The organism is Micromonospora sp. NPDC018662 (genome assembly GCF_044391475.1).
Classification (GTDB): Bacteria; Actinomycetota; Actinomycetes; order Mycobacteriales; family Micromonosporaceae; genus Micromonospora.
Window position 1 is genome coordinate 26179 of record NZ_JBISAC010000017.1, and the last position, 19617, is coordinate 45795.

18 protein-coding genes are annotated in these 19617 nt (G+C 73.2%); 14 read left to right on the top strand and 4 right to left on the bottom strand.

Going from position 1 to position 19617, the window contains the following annotated elements; translation table 11 throughout:
* The first annotated feature begins 1 nt into the window (after window position 1).
* From ACH495_RS30320 to ACH495_RS30370, 11 genes are read left to right on the top strand one after another with little or no spacing between them, the layout of a single operon-like run.
* Window positions 2-1723: an acyl-CoA dehydrogenase family protein gene (locus ACH495_RS30320; RefSeq protein ID WP_396861132.1), complete on the top strand. Its 1722-nt coding sequence runs from the start codon at window positions 2-4 to the stop codon at window positions 1721-1723.
* Complete coding sequence (locus tag ACH495_RS30325; protein WP_396861133.1) at window positions 1723-3429, top strand: acyl-CoA dehydrogenase family protein; 1707 nt, start codon at window positions 1723-1725, stop codon at window positions 3427-3429. Before ACH495_RS30320 ends, ACH495_RS30325 begins: the two co-directional genes overlap by 1 nt.
* Window positions 3426-3698: an acyl carrier protein gene (locus ACH495_RS30330; protein WP_396861134.1), complete on the top strand. Its 273-nt coding sequence runs from the start codon at window positions 3426-3428 to the stop codon at window positions 3696-3698. Before ACH495_RS30325 ends, ACH495_RS30330 begins: the two co-directional genes overlap by 4 nt.
* Window positions 3695-4624: a ketoacyl-ACP synthase III family protein gene (locus ACH495_RS30335; protein WP_396861135.1), complete on the top strand. Its 930-nt coding sequence runs from the start codon at window positions 3695-3697 to the stop codon at window positions 4622-4624. The genes ACH495_RS30330 and ACH495_RS30335 overlap by 4 nt, the downstream gene beginning before the upstream one ends.
* A gap of 9 nt (window positions 4625-4633) precedes the next feature.
* Entirely contained in the window at window positions 4634-6013 is a 1380-nt protein-coding gene (locus ACH495_RS30340) for an ATP-grasp domain-containing protein (protein WP_396861136.1), read from the top strand.
* Entirely contained in the window at window positions 6010-7272 is a 1263-nt protein-coding gene (gene lysA / locus ACH495_RS30345) for a diaminopimelate decarboxylase (RefSeq protein WP_396861137.1), read from the top strand. Before ACH495_RS30340 ends, lysA begins: the two co-directional genes overlap by 4 nt.
* Before the next feature lie 34 nt (window positions 7273-7306).
* Entirely contained in the window at window positions 7307-7582 is a 276-nt protein-coding gene (locus ACH495_RS30350) for an acyl carrier protein (RefSeq protein ID WP_396861138.1), read from the top strand.
* A 5-nt stretch (window positions 7583-7587) separates the two neighbouring features.
* Complete coding sequence (locus tag ACH495_RS30355) at window positions 7588-8421, top strand: hypothetical protein (RefSeq protein WP_396861139.1); 834 nt, start codon at window positions 7588-7590, stop codon at window positions 8419-8421.
* A complete protein-coding gene (locus ACH495_RS30360) occupies window positions 8418-9071 on the top strand; it encodes a hypothetical protein (protein ID WP_396861140.1) in 654 nt (217 codons plus the stop codon). The genes ACH495_RS30355 and ACH495_RS30360 overlap by 4 nt, the downstream gene beginning before the upstream one ends.
* Window positions 9059-10225, top strand: a complete 1167-nt coding sequence (locus ACH495_RS30365; protein ID WP_396861141.1) for an acyl-CoA dehydrogenase family protein — start codon at window positions 9059-9061, stop codon at window positions 10223-10225. The genes ACH495_RS30360 and ACH495_RS30365 overlap by 13 nt, the downstream gene beginning before the upstream one ends.
* Entirely contained in the window at window positions 10218-10901 is a 684-nt protein-coding gene (locus ACH495_RS30370) for a 4'-phosphopantetheinyl transferase family protein (protein ID WP_396861142.1), read from the top strand. Before ACH495_RS30365 ends, ACH495_RS30370 begins: the two co-directional genes overlap by 8 nt.
* 48 nt (window positions 10902-10949) lie before the next feature.
* On the opposite strand, the gene ACH495_RS30375 is transcribed toward ACH495_RS30370, so the two are convergent.
* Entirely contained in the window at window positions 10950-12029 is a 1080-nt protein-coding gene (locus tag ACH495_RS30375) for an inositol-3-phosphate synthase (RefSeq protein WP_396861143.1), read from the bottom strand.
* A gap of 153 nt (window positions 12030-12182) precedes the next feature.
* On the opposite strand from ACH495_RS30375, the gene ACH495_RS30380 reads away from it, so the two are divergent.
* From ACH495_RS30380 to ACH495_RS30390, 3 genes are all read left to right on the top strand, one after another.
* A complete protein-coding gene (locus tag ACH495_RS30380; protein WP_396861144.1) occupies window positions 12183-13349 on the top strand; it encodes a sensor histidine kinase in 1167 nt (388 codons plus the stop codon).
* Between the two features lie 28 nt (window positions 13350-13377).
* Window positions 13378-14043 carry a response regulator gene (locus ACH495_RS30385; protein ID WP_396861145.1) on the top strand — a complete coding sequence of 222 codons (666 nt, stop codon included), beginning with the start codon at window positions 13378-13380 and terminating at the stop codon, window positions 14041-14043.
* A 157-nt stretch (window positions 14044-14200) separates the two neighbouring features.
* A complete protein-coding gene (locus tag ACH495_RS30390; RefSeq protein ID WP_396861146.1) occupies window positions 14201-16261 on the top strand; it encodes an MMPL family transporter in 2061 nt (686 codons plus the stop codon).
* A 52-nt stretch (window positions 16262-16313) separates the two neighbouring features.
* Here ACH495_RS30390 and ACH495_RS30395 read toward each other — a convergent pair whose 3' ends face one another.
* The 3 genes from ACH495_RS30395 to ACH495_RS30405 are packed head-to-tail and all read right to left on the bottom strand — an operon-like array spanning window position 16314 to window position 19577.
* Entirely contained in the window at window positions 16314-17750 is a 1437-nt protein-coding gene (locus ACH495_RS30395) for a condensation domain-containing protein (protein WP_396861147.1), read from the bottom strand.
* Entirely contained in the window at window positions 17738-18427 is a 690-nt protein-coding gene (locus ACH495_RS30400; RefSeq protein WP_396861148.1) for a hypothetical protein, read from the bottom strand. Before ACH495_RS30400 ends, ACH495_RS30395 begins: the two co-directional genes overlap by 13 nt.
* Window positions 18402-19577, bottom strand: coding sequence for a hypothetical protein (locus tag ACH495_RS30405; RefSeq protein WP_396861149.1), 1176 nt, complete (start codon window positions 19575-19577; stop codon window positions 18402-18404). The genes ACH495_RS30400 and ACH495_RS30405 overlap by 26 nt, the downstream gene beginning before the upstream one ends.
* Window positions 19578-19617: the final 40 nt, after the last annotated feature.

Consider the following 19617-nt stretch of genomic DNA (forward strand, 5'->3'; position numbering starts at 1 on the left):
GATGGCCGCGCCGACCCTGCCCCTGGCCGCGACCGTGGCCCGGCAGCTCGACGAGCGCCTCGGTGACCCGGACGACGCCGACGTCGTCTTCAACCACGCCCGGGTCGCCGCCGCGGACGAGATCGAGGCGTTCCCGGCGGAGATCTGCGCGCACCTGGACCGGCTCGGCCTGCCGGCGCACTACGTGCCGGCGGCGTACGGCGGCGAGCTGCGCGGCTTCGACACCCTGGTCCAGGTGCTGCGGGTGATCGCGCGACGGGATCTCACCACTGCCATCGGGCACGGCAAGACGTTCCTCGGCGCGGCCTCGGTCTGGGCCCGGTCGCCGCGGGACGAGGCGGACCGGGCGCAGGCCCGCACGCTCGCCGGCACGATCCTGGCCGGGGTGCCCGTCTGCTGGGCGCTCACCGAGCCGGGCCACGGCAGTGACCTGCTCGGCGGCGAGGTCACGGCGGTCCGGCACGACGACGGCTACCGGGTGACCGGGACGAAATGGCTGATCAACAACGCCACCCGGGCCGGTGTGGTGTGCCTCCTGGCGCGGACCGAACCGGACGGCGGGGCACGCGGGTTCACGGTGCTGCTCGCCGACAAGCGGGAGCTTCCCGCGCACGCGTACCGGTGCCTGCCCAGGGAGCCGACCCACGGCATCCGGGGCGCCGACATCAGCGGGATCGTCCTCGACGACGCGTGGGTGCCGGCGACGGCCCTGGTCGGTGCGCCTGGCACCGGCCTGGAGGCGGTGCTGCGCGCCCTCCAGTTGACGCGTACCACGTGTGCCGCGCTGTCGCTCGGCGCGGCCGACCACGCGCTGGCGCTGGTCCGGCGATACCTGACCGAACGCCGGCTCTACGGCCGGCGGCTGGCCGACGTGCCGTACCTGCGGCGCGGGGTGGGCCGGCTGCACACCATGCTGTTCCTGGCCGAGGCGGTGACCGCCCTGGCGACCCGGGCGGTGACGGCGGAGACCGAGGAACTGGGCGTGCTCGCCCCGGTGCTCAAGGCCTTCGTGCCGGAACTCACCGATCAGCTGATCGCGGGATGCGGCGAGCAGCTCGGCGCCCGCGCTTTCCTGACCGGGATCCCGGACTACGGACGCTTCCAGAAGGTGGAGCGGGACCATCGCATCGTCGGGATCTTCGACGGCAGCACCCCGGTGAACCGCAACGCGCTGATCAACCAGTTCCCGCACCTGGCCCGGGGCTGGTCCGGTGACCCGGTGGACGTGGCCCGGCTGCGGTCGCTGGCCGACCTGCGGACACCGGTGCCCGAGCTGGACCCGGACCGGATCTCGCTGGCCGCCGGTCGCGGATGCCTGCCGTTGCGCGGGCTGGCCGCGGCGGTGGCGGCCGTCCGCGCGGCCGGTGGCCCCGCGTCCCGGGCCGAGGCGCTCCTGGCCGCGACCGAGCTGCTGCACACCGAACTCGCCGGGTACCGCCCGCGGCCGCACGACGTGGAACCCGCCGCCTACGACCTGGCCCACCGGTACGAGCTGTGCGTGGCCGGCGCGAGCGCGGTGCACCTGTGGCTGCACAACCACGAGCACGCCGGCGCCGACCCGCTGTGGGCGGACGGACTGTGGCTCGACGCGGCGCTGACCTGGGTGCTGCACCGGCTCGGCGCCGCGCCGGACCGTCCCGAGAGCTACGACCGGGTGTACGCGGCCCTCGTCCCGGGCCGTCGCCCCTCCGTGCTCGACCTCGACGGCGCTGAGGAGGCGTGATGACCACCGTGCGGGATCTGGAGAGCCGCTTCGGTGACCCGTGGGACCCGGCGAACCCGCTCGGGAACCGGGCCGTGCTGGCGGCCGACGAACGGCAGGAGATGTTCGCCGACGGCGAGCGGATGCTCGACGACTTCGGGCTCAACGCCGAGTTCGTGCCGGTCGCCCGGGGCGGCCGGATGACCGGCCTGGACCGGCTGATCCGGACGATGCGCGCGGTGTTCCGGCGGGACCCCTGCCTGGGCCTCGGTTACGGTGCCAGCTCGTTCATCGCCTCGGTCAACGTGTGGGCCGGCGGCGACGAGACCCAGCAGCGGCGGCTGGCCGAGCTGCTGCTCTCCGGCCGGCGGGTGGCGTCCGTCTACCACGAGCTGGCGCACGGCAACGACTTCGCCCGGGTGGACTTCCGGGCCGACCCGGGCCGGCCGGGCGAGCTGCTGCTCACCGGTCGCAAGGAGGTGGTCACCAACGCGCAGCGGTGCAGCGCGATGGTGATCTTCAGCCGTACCTCGGACGCGACCGGTGGCCGCAGCCACACCCAGCTGTTCGTGGAGAAGGACGCGCTGCCCCCGGGCGAGCTGCGATATCTGCCCCGGTTCCCCAGCAGCGGGATGCGCGGGGTGCAGCTCGGCGGGATCGAACTGGACCGGTGCCCGGTCGACGCGAGCGTGGCGCTCGGGCCGCTCGGCTCGGCCATGGAGGTCGCGCTGCGGTCGTTCCAGCTGACCCGGACCGGGCTGCCGGCGATGACGCTGGGCGTGCTGGACACCGGCCTGCGTGCGGTGCTGCGGTTCGGCGAGGACCGGTGGCTGCGCGGCCGGCCGGTGGGCACGATGCCGGTGGTCCGCGCCGCCCTGGCCGAGGCGTTCGTGGACCTGCTGATCGCCGACTGCCTGGCCACCACCGTCGCCCGCGCCGTGCACCTGCTGCCCGAGGACACCAACGCCTACGCCTCGGCCGTCAAGTACGTCGTGTCCGGTCGGTCCATCCGCGCCATGGCCCGGCTCGGTGAGCTGCTCGGCGCGCAGAGCTACCTCCGCGCCGGCGAGTACGGCATCTTCCAGAAGTTGCAGCGCGACCTGGCTCCGGCCGGATTCGGGCACGCCGCCCGGGTCGCCTGCCTGGCCACCGTGCTCCCGCAGCTGCCCCGGCTGGCCCGGCGCTCCTGGACGGCCGGCCAGGAGCCACCGCCCGCGCTGTACGACCTGGGCGCCGATCTCCCGGCACTGCCGTTCGACCGGCTCCGGATCGCCTCGACGGCCGACCCGCTCACGGCGCAGCTGCTCGCCGCCGCCGAGGCGATGCCGGCCGGCGACGACCGGCTGCACGGGCTGGTCCGGCGGTTCACCGGCGAGCTGGCCCGGCTGCATTCGGCGGCGCTCGGCCTGCGTCCGGTGGACCTGGCGATCGGCGGCGACCCGGCGGCGCTCGACCTGACCGCCCGCTACACCACCGTCCTGACCGCCGCCACCTGCCTGAACCTCTGGTTGGCCGAGCAGCGCCGCCCCGGAACCTTCCTGGCCGACCCGGCCTGGGTGACGGCGGCCCTGCTGCGGCTGGCCGACGAGCTGGACGGCACGGCCCGGTCCCTGCCGGCCGTGCTGGCCGGCCCGATCTACGCGGAGCTCGCCGACCGGTATGCCGCCGGCCGGGCCTTCGACCTGTCCGACAGCGCGCTGCCCGACCTTCCAAGGAGCCGGAATTGACCATCTTGCCGAACCACCGGGCCGCCGGACAGCTCCGTCCATGGCTGCAGGACCGGGTCGCCGATTTCACCGACCGGGACCCGGCCACCATCGACACCGCGGCGCCCCTGGCCGACCTGGGCCTCGACTCGGTGTACGCGCTCGCGCTCTGCGGCGAGATCGAGGACCACCTCGGGGTGCCCCTGGAACCGACAATCGTCTGGGACCACCCGAGCATCGACGCGCTCACCGAGTACCTGTCCGGCCTGCCGCTGGACGCCGGGACGTGACCGCCCTCGAAGCGGTCTCCGCCTACCTGCCGCCGGAACGGGTGCCGATCGACTCGCTCGCCGGCGAACTGGGACTGACCGACACGCAGGTCCGGATGTTCCACAGGTACTACGGACTGGCCGAGGTGCTGCGGGAACCGACCGGCACGATCACCGACCTGATGCTCAACGCCGCGGCGAAACTGTCCGAGCTGCGGGGCCGCGAGTCCCAGGTGCGGTACGTGGTGCAGGCCCGCACCCTCCAGGCGATCGCGCCGTACCCGGAGGATCCGCTGCACGACGTGGTGACGGCGCTCGGCCTGCGGCATGCTCGGGCCTTCGCGGTCACCCAGCACGCCTGCGCCTCGGGCCTGCTCGCCGTCGAGATGGCCGGTCGGCTGCTCGCCGAGGACGGCGATCCGGATGCGCTGGCACTGGTCTTCGTCGGTGAGAAGGCGTTCACCCCGTCGGCCCGGATGATCCCGGGCACCGCCCTGATGGGCGAGGGGTGCGCCGCCGTCCTGGTCGGCAGCGGCCGGCGCGACCGGCTGCTGTCGTACGCCACGGCCATGCACGGCGAGTTCAACGCCGGGCTGTCCCTGACCCCGGAGATGTCCCTGGAGTTCCAGCAGCGCTATCCGGACGCGCTCGCCGAGGTGATCCTCGCGGCGGTGGCGCGCGCCGGGATCACCGTCGGAGACCTGGACCTGGTGCTGCCGCACAACGTGAACCGGGTGTCCTGGGTGCGGGTGGCGCGCAAGGTCGGGATCCCGGTGGAGCGCCTGTTCCTGGACAACATGCCGGTCACCGGCCACTGCTTCTGCGCCGACTCCTTCCTCAACTACGTGGCGGCCCGTGACCTGGGCCGGTTACGGCCCGGCGACCGCTACCTGATGGCCGCGGTCGGGCTGGGCTCGACCTTCGCCGCCACGGTCTTCGAGCACTGATAGGACGCCATGACGACGACACGGGAACCTTTCGTCAGACGACTGCGGACGGCGCTGCTGGGCACCGACCGGACCCCCCTGGTGTTCCTCGGGAACTTCGAGGTCGAGCAGCGGTGGGGCGGTGACGAGCCGGGCCTGCCCCGCGTCGCCCTGACCGCGGGCGACGCGCTGGTGAACCGGATGGACGAGTTCGCCCTGCTGCTGGCCGGCCCGGACGACTACGTGGTGCTCAAGGACCAGCCGGACCCGGAGCACCTGGCCCACCTGGAGACGCTCGGGACGGCCCTGCCGCATGTGCTGGTCACCGACCGGCAGGACCCGCACCACACGGTGACGCAGGACGCGTTGGACAGCCCCGCCCTGCTGGCCCGGTTGTCCGCCCTGGCCGGGGCGGCCGCCATCGTCCCGCACGGGGTCTCCGGGGACGAGGAGGCGCTCGCCGCGCGTACCGGGGTGGCGCTGGCCGGGCCGTCGGCGGCTGTCTGCAAGGCCGTCAACGGCAAGATCTACAGCCGGCGGATCGCCACCGAGCTGGGGCTGCGCCAGTCCGCGGGGTGGACCTGCGAGACCGTCGAGGAACTGGACGAGGCGGTGGAACACGCGCGGGCGCTGCTCGCGGCCGGGCGGCCGGTGGTGCTCAAGGACTCGTACGGGGTGTCCGGCAAGGGCCTGCTGCTGGCCCGCGACGAGGCACGCCTGGACCAGGTCCACCGGACGCTGCGTCGCCGGGCCGACCGTTCCGGTGATCACCGGTTGGCGCTGCTGGTCGAGGAGTGGGTCGCCAAGACCACCGACCTCAACTATCAGTTCACCGTGTTCCGCGACGGCGGGGTGCACTTCGACTTCGTCAAGGAGGCGGTCACCGCCAACGGCGTACACAAGGGCCACCGGATGCCGGCGGGGCTGAGCGCGCGGCAGCTCGCGGTCGTGACGCACAGCGCCGCGGTGCTCGGTGCCCGGCTCGCCCGCGACGGCTACCACGGCGTGGTCGGGGTGGACGCGATGCTCGACCCGGAGGGCGGGGTCTACCCGGTCGTGGAGATCAACGCACGGCACAACATGTCGACCTACCAGGTCGGTCTCCAGGAACACCTGGTGCCGGCGGGCTGGTCCGCGCTGGCCCGGCAGTACCCGCTGCACCTGGCGCGGCCGCTCCGCTTCGGCGAGGTCCGCGACGCGCTCGGGCCGTGGCTGCTGACCGGCGCCGGCGGGGCCGGGATGGTGGTGCAGAACTTCTCGACGGTGAACGCCCTGGTGCGGGAGGGCACGCGGGCCGCCGACGGCCGCCTGTACGGCTTCCTGACCGCGCCGACGGCCGACGAGTTGATGGCGATGGACGCCGAGATTGCGGGCCGCCTGGCGGCCGTGGCGGAAGGAACACGACGGTGACCGGAGAAGTGGCGATCCAGGGCGTGGGGATGACCGAGCTGGCCGAGCGGTTCGGCACGCCCCTCTACGTGTACGACGGGGACAGCCTGCGCGGGCAGTACTCGGGGCTGCGCGAGCGGCTGCACCCGGCGATGGAGATCTTCTACTCGCTCAAGGCCAACCCGAACGTGGCCGTCTGCGCCCTGCTCGGTTCGCTGGGCGCCCGGGCGGAGGTGTCGTCAATGGTGGAGCTGCGCACCGCGCTGGCCGCCGGGGTGGCTCCGGGCGACATCATCTTCCTGGGCCCCGGCAAGAGCCGCGCCGAACTCGAGGCGTGCCTGTCCGAGGGCATCTTCGCGCTGGTCTGCGAGTCGTTCGGGGAATTGGCGATCATCGACGAGTTGGCCCGGGAACGGGGCGTCATCGCCCCGGTGATGCTGCGGGTCAACCCGAGCTTCGCGGTCAAGGGCTCCGGCCTCACCATGGGCGGCAAGCCACGCCAGTTCGGGATCGACGAGCAGCAGCTCTTCGACGAGGCCGACCTGGTCAAGAACCATCCCGGGGTACGCGTCCTGGGCGTGCACGCCTACCTGGGCACCCGCATCCTCGATCCCGAGGTGATCGCCGAGAACGCCCGCCGGATCATCGACCTGGCCGAGCGGCTCGCCGAGCGGTTGGACTTCGTCCTGGAGGCGGTCGACGTGGGCGGTGGCCTCGGGGTGGCCTACTTCCCCGGTGAACCGGACCTCGACCCGGCCGCGGTCGTCCGCCTGCTCAACCCGGTGGTCGAGGCGTTCCACGCCGCGCATCCCGGGGCCCGGCTGCTGCTGGAGCTCGGCCGCTACCTGGCCGCGCCGTGCGGCACCTACGTCACCCGGGTGCGGTACGTGAAGAGTTCGATGCAGGAGCGTTTCGCGGTCACCGACGGCGGCACCAACCACCACATGGCGGCCGTCGGCATCGGCTCCTTCGTCAAGCGCAACTTCCCGATGCGGCTGCTCAACCGGTCCGACACGGACGCGGACACGGGACCGTGGAACGTCACCGGCCCGCTGTGCACGCCGAACGACACCGTCGGCCGCAACGTGGAACTGCCCGAGCTGCGGCCGGGCGACCTGGTCGGCGTGCTGCGCTCCGGCGCGTACGGCCCGAGCGCCTCACCGGTGCTCTTCCTCAGCCACGGCCACCCGGCCGAGGTGCTGGTGGACGGCGGCCGAGCCCGCCTGGTTCGCCGCCGCGACACCGTCGAGGACCTGCTCGGCCCGCAATTCCTCGACTGACAACCCCTTTCGACCGGCACACAGGAGGACCGCCATGACCATGGCTTCGGAAGCCACCGTCGACCGCGCCGCGGTCGTCGACCACGTGATCGACGCCGTCGTCGCGGTGCTGAACCGCGACTCGGTCCAGGTGACCGAGCAGACCCGGCTGATGGACGAGCTGGGCCTCGACTCCACGAACGTGCTCGAGCTGCTCATGCACCTCGAGGACCGGCTGAACGTGGTGATCGACTCGGACACGCTGGAGCAGCAACACTTCGAGTCGGTCGGCACCCTCGCCGACTACGTCCTCGAGCAGGGCCTGGCCTGACGCCGATGTTCCTGTCCATCGCCCCGGCCCCGCCGATCCGTACGGGCCGGCTCCGGCCGGCTCAGGTGATCGCCCGCCGGTTCGGCCCCGTCCCGGAGCCGTACCGGCCCGATCCGCTGCTCGAGGAGTACCTCTCGGACATGACCGCGTCGTACGGTCGCCGGTTCGACCGGGATCGGCACGCGGCCGCCAGCCGGAACTCGTTCACCGAGATGGCGGACCGTCTGGTACGCGATCTCGACCTCGCGGTGCCGGTGGATCTGATCGCCATCGCGCACTCCACCCCGGACGGCGACCCGCGCCGGGTCACCGCCTGCTACCTCAACGAGCTGGTGCACGGCGATCCCCTCGCCTTCGCGGTGTCCGATCAGGGGCCGGCGGCGGCGTTCACCGCCCTGCGGCTGCTCGGGACCTACTCCGGCGACTTCCCGGGCTGCCGGGCGCTGCTGCTGATCCTCGAGCAGACGACGATGTCGTACGAGGTGGTCGGGTCCCGGTTCCCGGTACCCGGACACGACATCGGGGTGGCCGTGCTGCTCGAGCCGGCCGGCTCGGACGGGGCCACCGTGCACCAGCGCCCGGACGTCCCGGCCGAGGCGGCCGGGACGCTGCTCGACGAGCTGGTGCCGGCGGACGCCGTCCTGATCGCCGGCCCGGGCCTGACCACCGACCGTCCGGTGGTGTCGGCGCCCGATCTGGGGGCGGCCGGTGTCTGGGCCGAGTTCGCCAGGTGTCGGGCGGACACCGCGGGGCCGATCGCGGTGGCGGACCACGACCCGGTGTCGGGCACCCTCTGCGTGGCGGTCTTCGCCGGCTCGGATCCGGAGGCGCGGTCGTGAGCGCCGACCTGGCCCGCCGCCGGGCCCGCACCGACGGGCTCACCGCCACGCTCACCACGATGCACGACACGCTGGCGGACCGGGCCCTGCCGTGCGGCCCGACCGGGTGCTGCGTGCTGCCCGAGCCGGCGCTGCGCGACGCCGGCCGGGTCTGGACCGGGGACACGGTCGCCGTTCTGGACCCGGCTGCCGTCGAGCGGCTCGGCACGGTCGAGACGCCGGACGGCCCGCTGGCGGCGGTCCGCTACCGGGGTGCCCCCGGTCCGGCCGGTGCGTCGGCGCCCTGGCCGGACTGGTTGGCCGCGCTGGCCGGGCTCCGGCTCGGGCTGTCCGAGGCACTGCTCGATCTCACGGTCGCCCATCTCGGCGACCGCCGCGCCGGCGACACCCCGCTGCTGCTGCAACAGCTGGTCAAGGGCGCGCTGGCGGACGTCGTCACCGAGCAGATCGAGGTCCGGGTCCGGCTGACCGGTACGCCGCCGCCGGCCGACTCCCTGGCCTCCCTGCATCGGCAGATCACCATGGCCGACCGGATGCTGCTGCGCCTGCTCGGGGCCAGCGGGTTCGTCGCGGACGGGCCGGGCGCGGTGGTCGACGCGTCGGAGTTGCTGGCCGACGCCTGGGTCGGTGGAGAGGGGTGGACACCGTGATGGAACTGGACGACCGGCTCGGCACCGCCCGGGCGCACGCCCGGGACTGGGCGCGCGACCTGCGCTCGACGGCGCTGGAACTGGACCGTGACCCGGACACCGTGTACCGGTGCCTGGACAACCCGGCCGTACGGCACCTGTCCACCATGCTCATCCCGGCGCCGTGGCTGCCGGAGCGGACCCTCATCGGTGGGTACCGGTTCGACGGCATGACCGCCATGGAACGGGCGGTGTTCGCCGAGGAGATCGCCGCCGGTGACGCCGGCATGATGCTCGCGGCCCCCGGTGCCTCGTTGTCCGGGGTGCTCATCGATCTGCTCGCCGACCAGGAACAGAAGGAGTGGTTCTACGGCCGGCTGCTGGCCGCGCCGACCTGGACCTTCTTCGCGCTGACCGAACCTGATCACGGATCGGACGCGGCGGCGATGGGTACGACGCTGGACCCGGACGGCGAGGGGGGCCTGCTCCTGCGCGGTGCCAAGCGCTACATCGGCAACGGCGCCCGGGCTCAGGTCGGCGTCGTCTTCGCCCGGGACCGGCCCGGCCCGCTCGGCGCCACCGCGGTGCTGGTCGAGACCGGCGCGCCCGGCTTCAAGGCCGAGCCGATCCCGACGATCGGCCTGCGCGGCGCCCAGCTCAGCGCGATCACCCTGGACGGCGTGCCGGTCCCGGCCGATCGAGTGCTCGGGCGTCACCTCAGTCCCACCCGGCGCGGGGTGTGGAGCGGCGTGCAGATGTTCAACCGCCTCCGACCGGGCGTGGCGGCCATCGCCCTGGGCATCGCCCGGTCCGCGCACGACTACGTCGCCGAGCAGCGCGGCTCGCTGTCCAAGGCCGACCGGCTGCGCTGGGAACGGACCGGCCGGCGGATCGACGGCGTGCGACAGCTCATCTGGCAGGCCGCCTCGATCGTGGACGCCCGACCCGCCGACGGCCACCTGGCGTCGGCGGCCAAGGCCCGGGCGGCCCGGCTGGCCGAGGAGGTGACGCTGGAGGCGCTGGAGTACTTCGGCCCGGGCGCCCGACTGACGCAGCCGATGTTGGACAAGCTGATCCGTGACGCCCGAGGGGTGGAGTTCATGGAAGGCACCGGCAACATCCAGCGACTCAACACCTTCCAGGGCCTCGTGCAGGGCAAACTCGGCCGTGACTGAGCCGGGCGGCGTCGACGTCTGGGCCGTCCACCTGGACCGGGACGTCGACGCCGCCCGCTGGCTCAGCGCGGCCGAGCTGCGGCGTGCCGCCGCCGTCGTCGACCCGGACGGGCGCCGCCGCTTCGTCGTGGCGCACGCCGCCTTGAACGGGATCCTCGCCGGCCGGCTGGACCTGCCGCCCACCGCGTTGCCGCTGCGCCGCACCCCGCGAGGGCGGCCGTACCTGCCGGGCGGGTCGGTGCATTTCAGCCTGGCGCACGCCGGGGAGCGGGCGCTGATCGCGGTCGCCGGCCGGGAGGTCGGCGTGGACCTGGACCGTCCCCGGCCCGGGCTGGATCCGCGACGGATGGCGGCCCGCTTCTTCACCGAGGCGGAGGCCGCCCGGGTGGCGGCCGCGGGCGCCGGGGCCTACGCCGCGTACCTGCGGTTGTGGACCCGCAAGGAGGCGTGCGTCAAGGCCGCCGGTGCGCGGCTGGCGCTCGGGCTGCGGCTGCCGGTCCCCGGCGTGTCGAGCGGGGCGGTGGTCCGCGACCCGTCCGGCCGGCTGCCCGGCGCCTATTTCCTCCGGGACCTGCCCGACCACGGCGCCTTCCGCGGCGCCGTGGCGCTGGCCGGGGCGGATCCCGCCCCCTGCCACCAGCGCGAGTTCCACCGCGATCTTCGGCGGGGGCCGTGACGCACGACGACGGGGGAGCCGGAATCCGGCTCCCCCGTCGTCTGTCGGTCAGCGTTCGACCTCGCCGCGGATGAAGCGCTCGACGGCGTCCCGCGCGGTGGCGTCGTCGTACTGCTCGGGCGGCGACTTCATGAAGTACGAGGAGGAGGAGAGGATCGGTCCGCCGATCCCCCGGTCCATGGCGATCTTGGTCGCCCGGACCGCGTCGATGATCACGCCGGCGGAGTTGGGGGAGTCCCAGACCTCGAGCTTGTACTCCAGTTGCAGGGGCACGTCGCCGAACGCCCGCCCCTCCAGGCGCACCAGCGCGTACTTGCGGTCCTCCAGGAACGGCACGTAGTCGCTGGGGCCGATGTGCACGTCGCTGGCGGCCATCTCGCGGGGCACCTGCGAGGTGACGGCCCGGGTCTTGGACAGCTTCTTCGACGCCAGGCGCTTACGCTCCAGCATGTTCATGAAGTCCATGTTGCCGCCGAAGTTGAGTTGGTAGGTGCGCTCCAGCCGGACCCCGCGGTCCTCGAAGAGCTTCGCCAGCACCCGGTGGGTGATGGTGGCGCCCACCTGTGACTTGATGTCGTCGCCGATGATCGGCACGCCGGCGTCGGTGAATCGGGCCGCCCACACCGGGTCCGAGGCGATGAACACCGGCAGCGCGTTGACGAACCCCACCCCGGCCTCCAGCGCACACCGCGCATAGAACCGGTCGGCGTCCTCCGACCCCACCGGCAGGTACGACACCAGGACGTCGGCCCCGGACTCGCGCAGGGTGCGCACCACGTCGACGGCCTGCTCGTCGGACTCCTCGATCATCTCCCGGTAGTACTCGCCGAGACCGTCCAACGTCGGTCCACGCCGCACGACGACCCCGGACGGGGGGACGTCGCAGATCTTGATGGTGTTGTTGCCACTCGCGACGATGGCCTCGGACAGGTCGCGGCCCACCTTCTTCGCGTCCACGTCGAAGGCCGCGACGAACTCGATGTCGCCGACGTGGTAGTCGCCGAAGGCGACGTGCATGAGGCCGGGAACGGTGTCGGTCGTTCTCGCGTCCCGGTAGTACTCAACGCCTTGCACCAGCGACGCGGCACAGTTGCCGACCCCGGCGATGGCGACGCGGACTGCGCCCACGTGGTGCCTCCTTCTCTCTGCGACTGAACCCGATCCAACCGATCCGCTCGTCCCGGTCTCCACCTCGATGTCCTAAACAGGACATCGGTGGTGGCCGAGTCGCGTGGGTCCCGTCCGGACGGTCCCGGAGCCGCATACTGAGGACCGCCGCGCGTGGAGGAGCTGATCGTGCCGATGTCCCTGTCGCTTCCGGTCACCGCCCGATCGCGGGCGCGGCCCGCGCGGCTACCCCGCAACGCCACGCTCTGGTTGGACGGATTGATCGCGCTGGCCGTGTTCGTCGGCACCGCCCTGCCGGTGGCGTTCTCCCCGGACGGGAAGGTCTGGCACGTCCTGGTGGCCGCCGGCGCGTCGCTGCCGCTGGTCTGGCGGCGGCGGGCCCCGCTGCTCACCACGGTGACCGTGGGCCTGGCGATCAGCGTCCTCGGGCTGTCGCACCAGCTCCCGCCGCTGCCCTTCGGGCCGCTCGTCGCGACGTACACGTTCGCGTTGCTCAGCCCGTCGCCCTGGCGGCAGATCGCGATCGGCGTACAGGCCGTGGGGGTGGTCGTCTCGCTGGTGGTCCCGGGCGAGGCACCCGCGACCTTCGGATACGTCGGGATGGCGTACGTGGCGGCGTACAGCATGGGGATCGCCTCCCGAGGGCGCGGCGACCGGATCGCCGTGCTCGAGGAGCGGGCTGCCCGCCAGGAGGAGGAACGAGCCACCGCCGCCGCGCGCGACCGCAACCGGATCGCCCGCGAGGTGCACGACATCGTGGCGCACACGGTCGCGATCATGGTGGTCCAGGCGGAGGCCGGGCCGGTGGTGGCCCGCACCGACCCGGCTCGGGTCGAGAAGACCTTCGAGGTGATCGCCGAGAGCGGCCGGTCCGCGATCGCCCAGCTCCGGCGGTCGTTGGCCGCGCTGCGCGCGGCGGAGGGCGACGAACCGCCGGCCCCGGTGCTCGGGGTGGGTGACGTGCCGCAACTGCTCGGCGACGCGCGTGCGGGCGGCCTGGAGGCGGCGTTGCGCTGGCGCGGGCAGCAGCGGCCACTGCCCGCCGACGTCGACGCCACGGTCTTCCGGGTGGTGCAGGAGGCGCTGACCAACACCATCCGGCACGCCCGGGCTTCGATGGTGGACGTGCTGATCGAGTTCGGCCCGCGCGAGATTCGGGTCACGGTGACCGATGACGGCATCGGCGCGGTGGACGTCGGTGGCGGATACGGGATGATGGGCATGCGGGAGCGGGTCACCGCCTGTGGCGGTGAGCTGTCTGTCGGAGCGGGTCCCGACGGCGGCGGCTTCACGGTGACCGCCGTGCTGCCCGCCGAGTGAGTTGCTACGGATCGAGGAGTGGCGCCCCATGGTGCGCATCGTGGTCGTCGACGACCAGGATCTGGTTCGCGGCGGCTTCGCCATGATCCTGGACGCGGAGCCGGATCTGACGGTGGTGGGTGAGGCGGCGGACGGCCTGGAGGCCCTGCGGGTGGTCGCCGAGAAGAAGCCGGACGTGGTGGTCATGGACATCCGGATGGAGGGCCCGATCGACGGCATCGAGGCCACCCGCCGGATCTGCGCCACCACTGATGCCCGGGTGCTCATCCTCACCACGTTCGACATCGACGAGCACGTGCACGACGCGTTACGGGCCGGCGCGAACGGCTTCCTGCTCAAGACCATGCGCCGGGCCGAGCTGGTCGAAGCGGTCCGGGTGATCGCCAAGGGGGAGGCGCTGCTCGCCCCGACGGTGACCCGGCGGGTGATCGCCGACCTGCTGCGCCGGCCCCAGGGCGCGATCCGCCCGCCGGCCCGGCTGGACGAGCTGACCGGCCGGGAGCGGGAGACCCTGTGCCTGGTCGCCCGCGGGCTCTCCAACGCCGAGATCGCCGCCCGGTTGACGGTGAGCGACCACACCGTCAAGACCCACGTCAGCAACGTGCTGGCCAAGCTCGGTCTGCGGGACCGGGTGCAGGCGGTGGTGTTCTCCTACGAGGCCGGCCTGATCAGCCCCGGTGAGGATCTGGACTGAGCTCCCTCCCCCGCAGGGGGGAGGCCGGATTTCGCTCTCGTCGGCGATCTGCTGGGCGGCCCGCTTGACCAGGATGGATCACATCGATCGTTCCGTCCTGAGGAGCTGTGTGATGATCCGTGCCGTTACGCGTTTCGCTCGCCGGCGGCCTGCCGTCGTGCTGGTCATCTGGCTGGTGATCGCCGCGGCCGGCTTCACGGTCGGCAACGGCGTCTTCGCCCGGATGACGACCACCGTCGGCGCCATCGCCGGCAGCGAGTCGCAGCAGGGCGCCACCGCGCTCGGTGACGCCAAGCTCGCGCCGCCCGTGATCAACGCGGTCATCTCCGGCGGCTCGGCCACCGACCCCGCCTTCCGCACCAAGATCTCCACCGCGCTCACCGAGCTGCGCGCCATCGACGGCGTGCGGGCGGTGACCGACCCGTTCGGCCCCGAGGCCCCGGTCGCCACCGACGGCGCGGCGGTCGTGGTGAACGTGGAACTGGCGCACCGGGGCGACCTGCTCGCCGACAAGGTGCAGAAGCAGTTGTCCGAGATCGACGGGACGACCGCGGTGGTCTCCGGCGGGCCGCTCACCGACCGCGAGTTCAACAACCAGGCCACCTCGGACACCCGGCGCGCCGAGATCATCTCCGCGCCGTTGCTGCTGCTCCTGCTGCTGCTGGTCTTCATGTCGCTGATCGCCGCCGGGCTGCCGCTGGTGATCGCCCTGGTCGGGGTCGGTGGAACCTTCACGACGCTGCTGGTGATGAGCTTCTTCACCGACGTGTCGATCTATTCGATCCAGGTCACCACGATGCTCGCCATCGGTCTCGGCGTGGACTACGCGTTGCTGATGGTCAGCCGGTTCCGGGAGGAACGGGCGCTGACCGAGGACGCGGCGGAGGCGCTCGCCCGGGCCTCCGAACGCGCCGGCCGGACCATCGTCTTCTCCGGCCTGACCATCGCGGTCAGCCTGGCCAGCCTGGTGGTCTTCGCCGATCCGTTCCTGCGGTCGATCGGTGTGGCCGGTGCCGCCGTCGTGCTGATCGACATGCTCGCCGCGATCACCCTGCTTCCCGCACTGCTCCAGATGCTGCGTAACCGGATCAAGCCGGTCCGGGCGCGGAAGGAGCGCGGCCGGTCCTTCGCCGCGGTCGCCCGTGGCGTGCAGAAGATGCCGGTGCTGACCCTGGTGGTGGTGCTCGCCGGCCTGGTCGTGGCCGGTCTGTCGGTGACCAACCTGCGGCTGGACACCAGCAACCCCAAGTCGTTGCCGGCCGACAGCGCCACCCGCCAGCTCACCGAGGAACTGCGCGAGCACTTCCCGGCACTGGCCGGCCCGAGCGCGATCACGATCGTCGCCCGGACCTCGGCCGACGACCCGGAGCTGGCCGCGTTCCGGCAGCGGGTCGCGGCGGTGCCCGGCGTGTCAGTGGTGAACCCGGGGCGCAGCGGCGGCGGGCTGGCCGTCCTGCAGGCCACCCCGAAGCACCCGACGAGCGACCCGGACACCGCCCAGGCGGTACGCGACATCCGCGGCCTGGACGCCCCCTTCACGGTGCAGGTCACCGGGGACGCGGCCCGGCTGGTCGACTACCAGCAGGAGCTGCGCGACCGCCTCCCGATCGCCGGCGGCATCGTGCTGCTGGCCACCTTCGTCCTGCTGCTGGCCTTCACCCGGTCGGTGCTGATCCCGCTGAAGGCCGTGCTGACCAACCTGCTGAGCCTGTTCGCCGCGCTCGGCGTGGTGGTCTGGGTGTTCCAGGAGGGGCACCTGGTCGGCCTGCTCGGCGGGGAGCGGCTCGACGGCATCGACCTGACCGTGCCGGTGGTGGTCGCGGCGATCGCGTTCGGTCTCTCCACCGACTACGAGGTCTTCGTCCTCTCCCGGATCCGCGAGCGCCGGTTCGCCGGCGCTGCCCCGGACCAGGCCGTCCGGGAGGGCCTGCAGCGCAGCGGTGGCATCGTGACCGCTGCTGCCCTGCTCCTCGCGGTCACCTTCGCCGGGTTCATGACCGGGGGCTTCGCCCCGATCAAGGAGGTCGGCCTGGGCCTGGTGCTGGCCGTCCTGATCGACGCGGTGATCGTCCGGATGCTGCTGGTCCCGGCGACGATGGCGATTCTCGGACGCGCCGCGTGGTGGGCGCCCCGCTTCCTGGGTGGCCGGCCGTCGGTCCCCTCCGCTCTGGCTGCCGACGACGCGCAGCCGGAGCTGACGGTCCCCGCCCAGGGCTGAAAGACCGGGGCGGGGCGGACCCCCGCTGCCCCGCCCCGGTCGATCGGCTCGTTCAGTGCGGGGCCACCACGCCGCGGTGCAGACCGGCGGCCTCGCCGACGTCGGAGAGGAGCAGATCCGTGTCGAGCAGTCGCAGCAGCATCCGATCCACGCCGACCAGGACCGCACGGATGAGCTCCGGGGGCAGCAGGGTGGTGTCCGCGAGCAGCGTCCAGCGCAACTGCCCGGGGGCGTGGAGCACGTCGCCGACCTCCATGAAGAACGAGGAACCGGCCGGCCGGCGCTCGGTCCACCGGAAGTTCGGCTCGGCCAGGACCTGCCGCACCACGTCAGGGTCGAGCGGTACGGCGGCGGGCGGCTTCTCCGGCGTGCCGCGCATGTCGTTGAAGAAGCACCGGATCTCCGGCTCGGCGCCGCGTTCCCGGCTCACCTCCGCCAGCACGGCCCACCCGTCCACCGGATCGAACCGGCCGTTCCGGAAGGTCCGTACGGCCGTGCCCCAGCAGTGCCGGACCAGGTCCGAGAAGGCCGGCCCGGCCAGGTCGACGACGGTCGGCATGTGCTGGGTCAGGGTGCCGACCGAGGCCCGCTGCGATGCGGTGGTGCGGTTGCCGGTGACCAGCAGCAGCCCGCACCGGTCGGTCTCGGCGACCACGCCCAGCAGGGCTGCGGTCACCGCGAGCGCGACCGTGGCGGTGCTGGTGCGGTACCGGTCGGCGAGCCGCCCCAACACCGGCGCCGAGATCGGCGAGTCCAGCACACCGCGCCAGAACCGGGGCTCGGCCGGGGCCACCGGTCGGACCCCGGCGAAGTTGTCGAGCGGAACCGCGTTCAGTTGCCGGCGTAGGTGGGCGACGGCGGCGGCGCTGACCGCCCGGCCGCGGGGGGAACGCTCGAACGCGGCGAGGTCGGCGGGATGAACCATGTCCGGAGTCGCCGGGTCCGGGCGTCCCGCCGCCCGGCAGGCCAGCATCTCGGCCAACACCCGGGCCGCCAGCCGGCTGCTCTGCAGATCGGCCGCCAGGTGGGCGATGCAGAGCACCAGGGCCCGGGGCGTACCCCGGTGCACGCAGACCAGGACGCGCATCGGCAGGTCCCGGTCGTGGTCGAACGGTGTCGCCTCGAGTTGCTCGTCGAGCTCCCGGGCGGTCACCACGAACTGCTCGGCGGGGCCGTCGTCGGAAAAGACCCCGACCGGGATGCTGCCGCTGTCGAGCACCTCCTGGACCAGCCGGCCGTCGCGTCGCGGGAACCGCGTGCGCAGCGCCTCGAAGCGGCCGGCCAGCGCACCCACCGCGGCGCACACCGTGGCCAGGTCCACTCCCTCGGGGATCAGCACCGGCACCGTGACGTTGTAGGCGGTGCCCGGTGGCATCCGCCGGATGTCGCGTTCCACCAGCACCTGCCCCCACGTCAGGTGCTCGGTGATCGCCCGGGAACCGGTGAAGTCCGCCGGCTGCCAGCGCACGTCGGCGGTCAGGCCGGACACGACGCGTAGCCGTCCAGTGTGCGGACCGCCGCGTCCCGGCGGTTCTCCAGGTAGACCTCGTTCCACCGGCCCGAAGCCGCGTCGGACGCGTGCGGGCCGAGGAAGCGGGCGGTGACCGAGTCGCGGTAGGCGGCCCAGGTGGTCGCCGGGCTGACCAGCCGGCTGGCGGCCGGCACGGTCCGCACCGGCCGTACCGGCAGGTCGCTGCCGGCGAACACGGCATCGGCCCAGCTCTCCTGCTCGTCGAGGGTGGCCAGCACGGCGTCGAACGGCAGGCCAGGCAACTCGGTGACCGCCACCGCGCGGCTGCGGAAGCCGGTCGCCGCCACCGGGCCGAACCGCTCGATCGCGATCGCCACCGGCAGCATCGCCCGCGGCGCGAACCACTCGCAGCCGAGCACGGTGAGCGTGGGCAGGCCGTCCGTGTCGGGGTCGTCCGCCGCGACGATCCGCCACTCCGCGAAGGGCAGCGCGATGCCCGCGGACCGGAACGTGGCCGCGTTGGCGCCGCAGTCCGGGCAGGGCAGGACCCGGACCGCCATCGGGGGTGCGGGCGGCCGGATCACTCCCGGCGGCTGATCGGCCGGGATGAGGAAGTGCGCCGCCACCTCGCGGCGTGCCATCCGTTCGACGGTGGTGCCCACTGCCAGGTCAGGAGTCGTGGCAAGGGTGGTCATGTCGGGTGTCCTCTCGACGGTCGTCGGCCGGAACGCCGGCCGTGACGAAGGCGCCTGGGCTCCGGCGGTGCAGGCCGAGGGTGACCGCCGCCGCGCCGAGGTCGATGAGCGCGGCCCGGCCGGCGGTGCCGAGGGCCGTGCCGTCCGGGGCGGTCAGGCCGGAGTCCACCCAGGAGGACACGGCCGCACGGATCCGGTCGGGGTGGGCCGGGTCGAGCGGGGCGGGCAGGTCACGGCGTACCGCTGCGGCCTCCAGACCGAGCAGGTATCCGGCGGCCCAGATCTCCAGGGCGGCCCGCGCCGACGGTTGCGGTCCCGGCCGGCTGTCCAGGTACGCGGCGAGCGCGGCCGTCACCTCCTCCGCGCCGACCCCGATCAGGTCGCACCAGTCCTCCCAGTACCAGCAGAACTCGTTACCCTCGGGCTCACCGGTGTGCGGCCGGAGCAGCCGGATCAGGCAGCGGGAGTCCTTGACCCGCACGACGTACTCGTCGTGGAACCGGTAGCGGGACCGCGACGCCAGGGCCGCGTCGATCCGAGGGTCGAGCTCCCAGTGCGTGGCGGACGGCACCGGCGGCGCCCACACGGTGGCGTGGTGCCGGCCACCGTGCCCGGCGATCAGGGTCGGCAGCCCGCGGTTGTCGACCAGGTGGGGCACCGTCGCCAGCAGCGGCACTCCGCGTTCCCGGCAGTATCGGGCGATCATCTGGTCGTCGTCGACGACCTCGTCCGGGATCGGCCGCAGATAGTCGGCCAGGTCCGCCGCCACGCCGGCCGGCAGCAGGAACGCCAGTGCCGGGGTCCACTCCATCGGGGACAGCGGTGCCCACGGCGATCCGGCGACCGCGGCCAGTCGGGACAGGAAGCTGTTCTGCGGGCTGCTCCAGTCGGTGTAGAGCGCGATGCCGTGTGTCGGGCGGCGCGCGACGGCGGCGACCACGTGCGTGGCGAAGTCGTCGCAGAGCCGGGCATCGTCCTGCAGCACCAGGTGGTGCGTGGCGCCCTCGGCGATCGAGGCCCAGGCGACCTTCGCGGTCCGCAACGGGCTGCGCGCGGCGGCCGGGGCCGGGTCGAGCACGATGCGCGCGGAGAGCGGGCGGCACGCCTCGACGATGGCGCCCAGGTCGACGTCCCGAGCCGGGTGATGCATGATCGTGACGCTGAGGCGTACGTCAGGTGCCCGCCGTTCG

Bases quoted from the DNA above. Each gene is read 5' to 3' on its own strand.
- ACH495_RS30320 (WP_396861132.1), top strand. From the start codon at position 2: ATGGCCGCGCCGACCCTGCCCCTGGCCGCGACCGTGGCCCGGCAGCTC.
- ACH495_RS30325 (WP_396861133.1), top strand. From the start codon at position 1,723: ATGACCACCGTGCGGGATCTGGAGAGCCGCTTCGGTGACCCGTGGGAC.
- ACH495_RS30340 (WP_396861136.1), top strand. From the start codon at position 4,634: ATGACGACGACACGGGAACCTTTCGTCAGACGACTGCGGACGGCGCTG.
- ACH495_RS30350 (WP_396861138.1), top strand. From the start codon at position 7,307: ATGACCATGGCTTCGGAAGCCACCGTCGACCGCGCCGCGGTCGTCGAC.
- ACH495_RS30355 (WP_396861139.1), top strand. From the start codon at position 7,588: ATGTTCCTGTCCATCGCCCCGGCCCCGCCGATCCGTACGGGCCGGCTC.
- ACH495_RS30385 (WP_396861145.1), top strand. From the start codon at position 13,378: ATGGTGCGCATCGTGGTCGTCGACGACCAGGATCTGGTTCGCGGCGGC.
- ACH495_RS30400 (WP_396861148.1), bottom strand. From the start codon at position 18,427: ATGACCACCCTTGCCACGACTCCTGACCTGGCAGTGGGCACCACCGTC.
- ACH495_RS30405 (WP_396861149.1), bottom strand. From the start codon at position 19,577: ATGCATCACCCGGCTCGGGACGTCGACCTGGGCGCCATCGTCGAGGCG.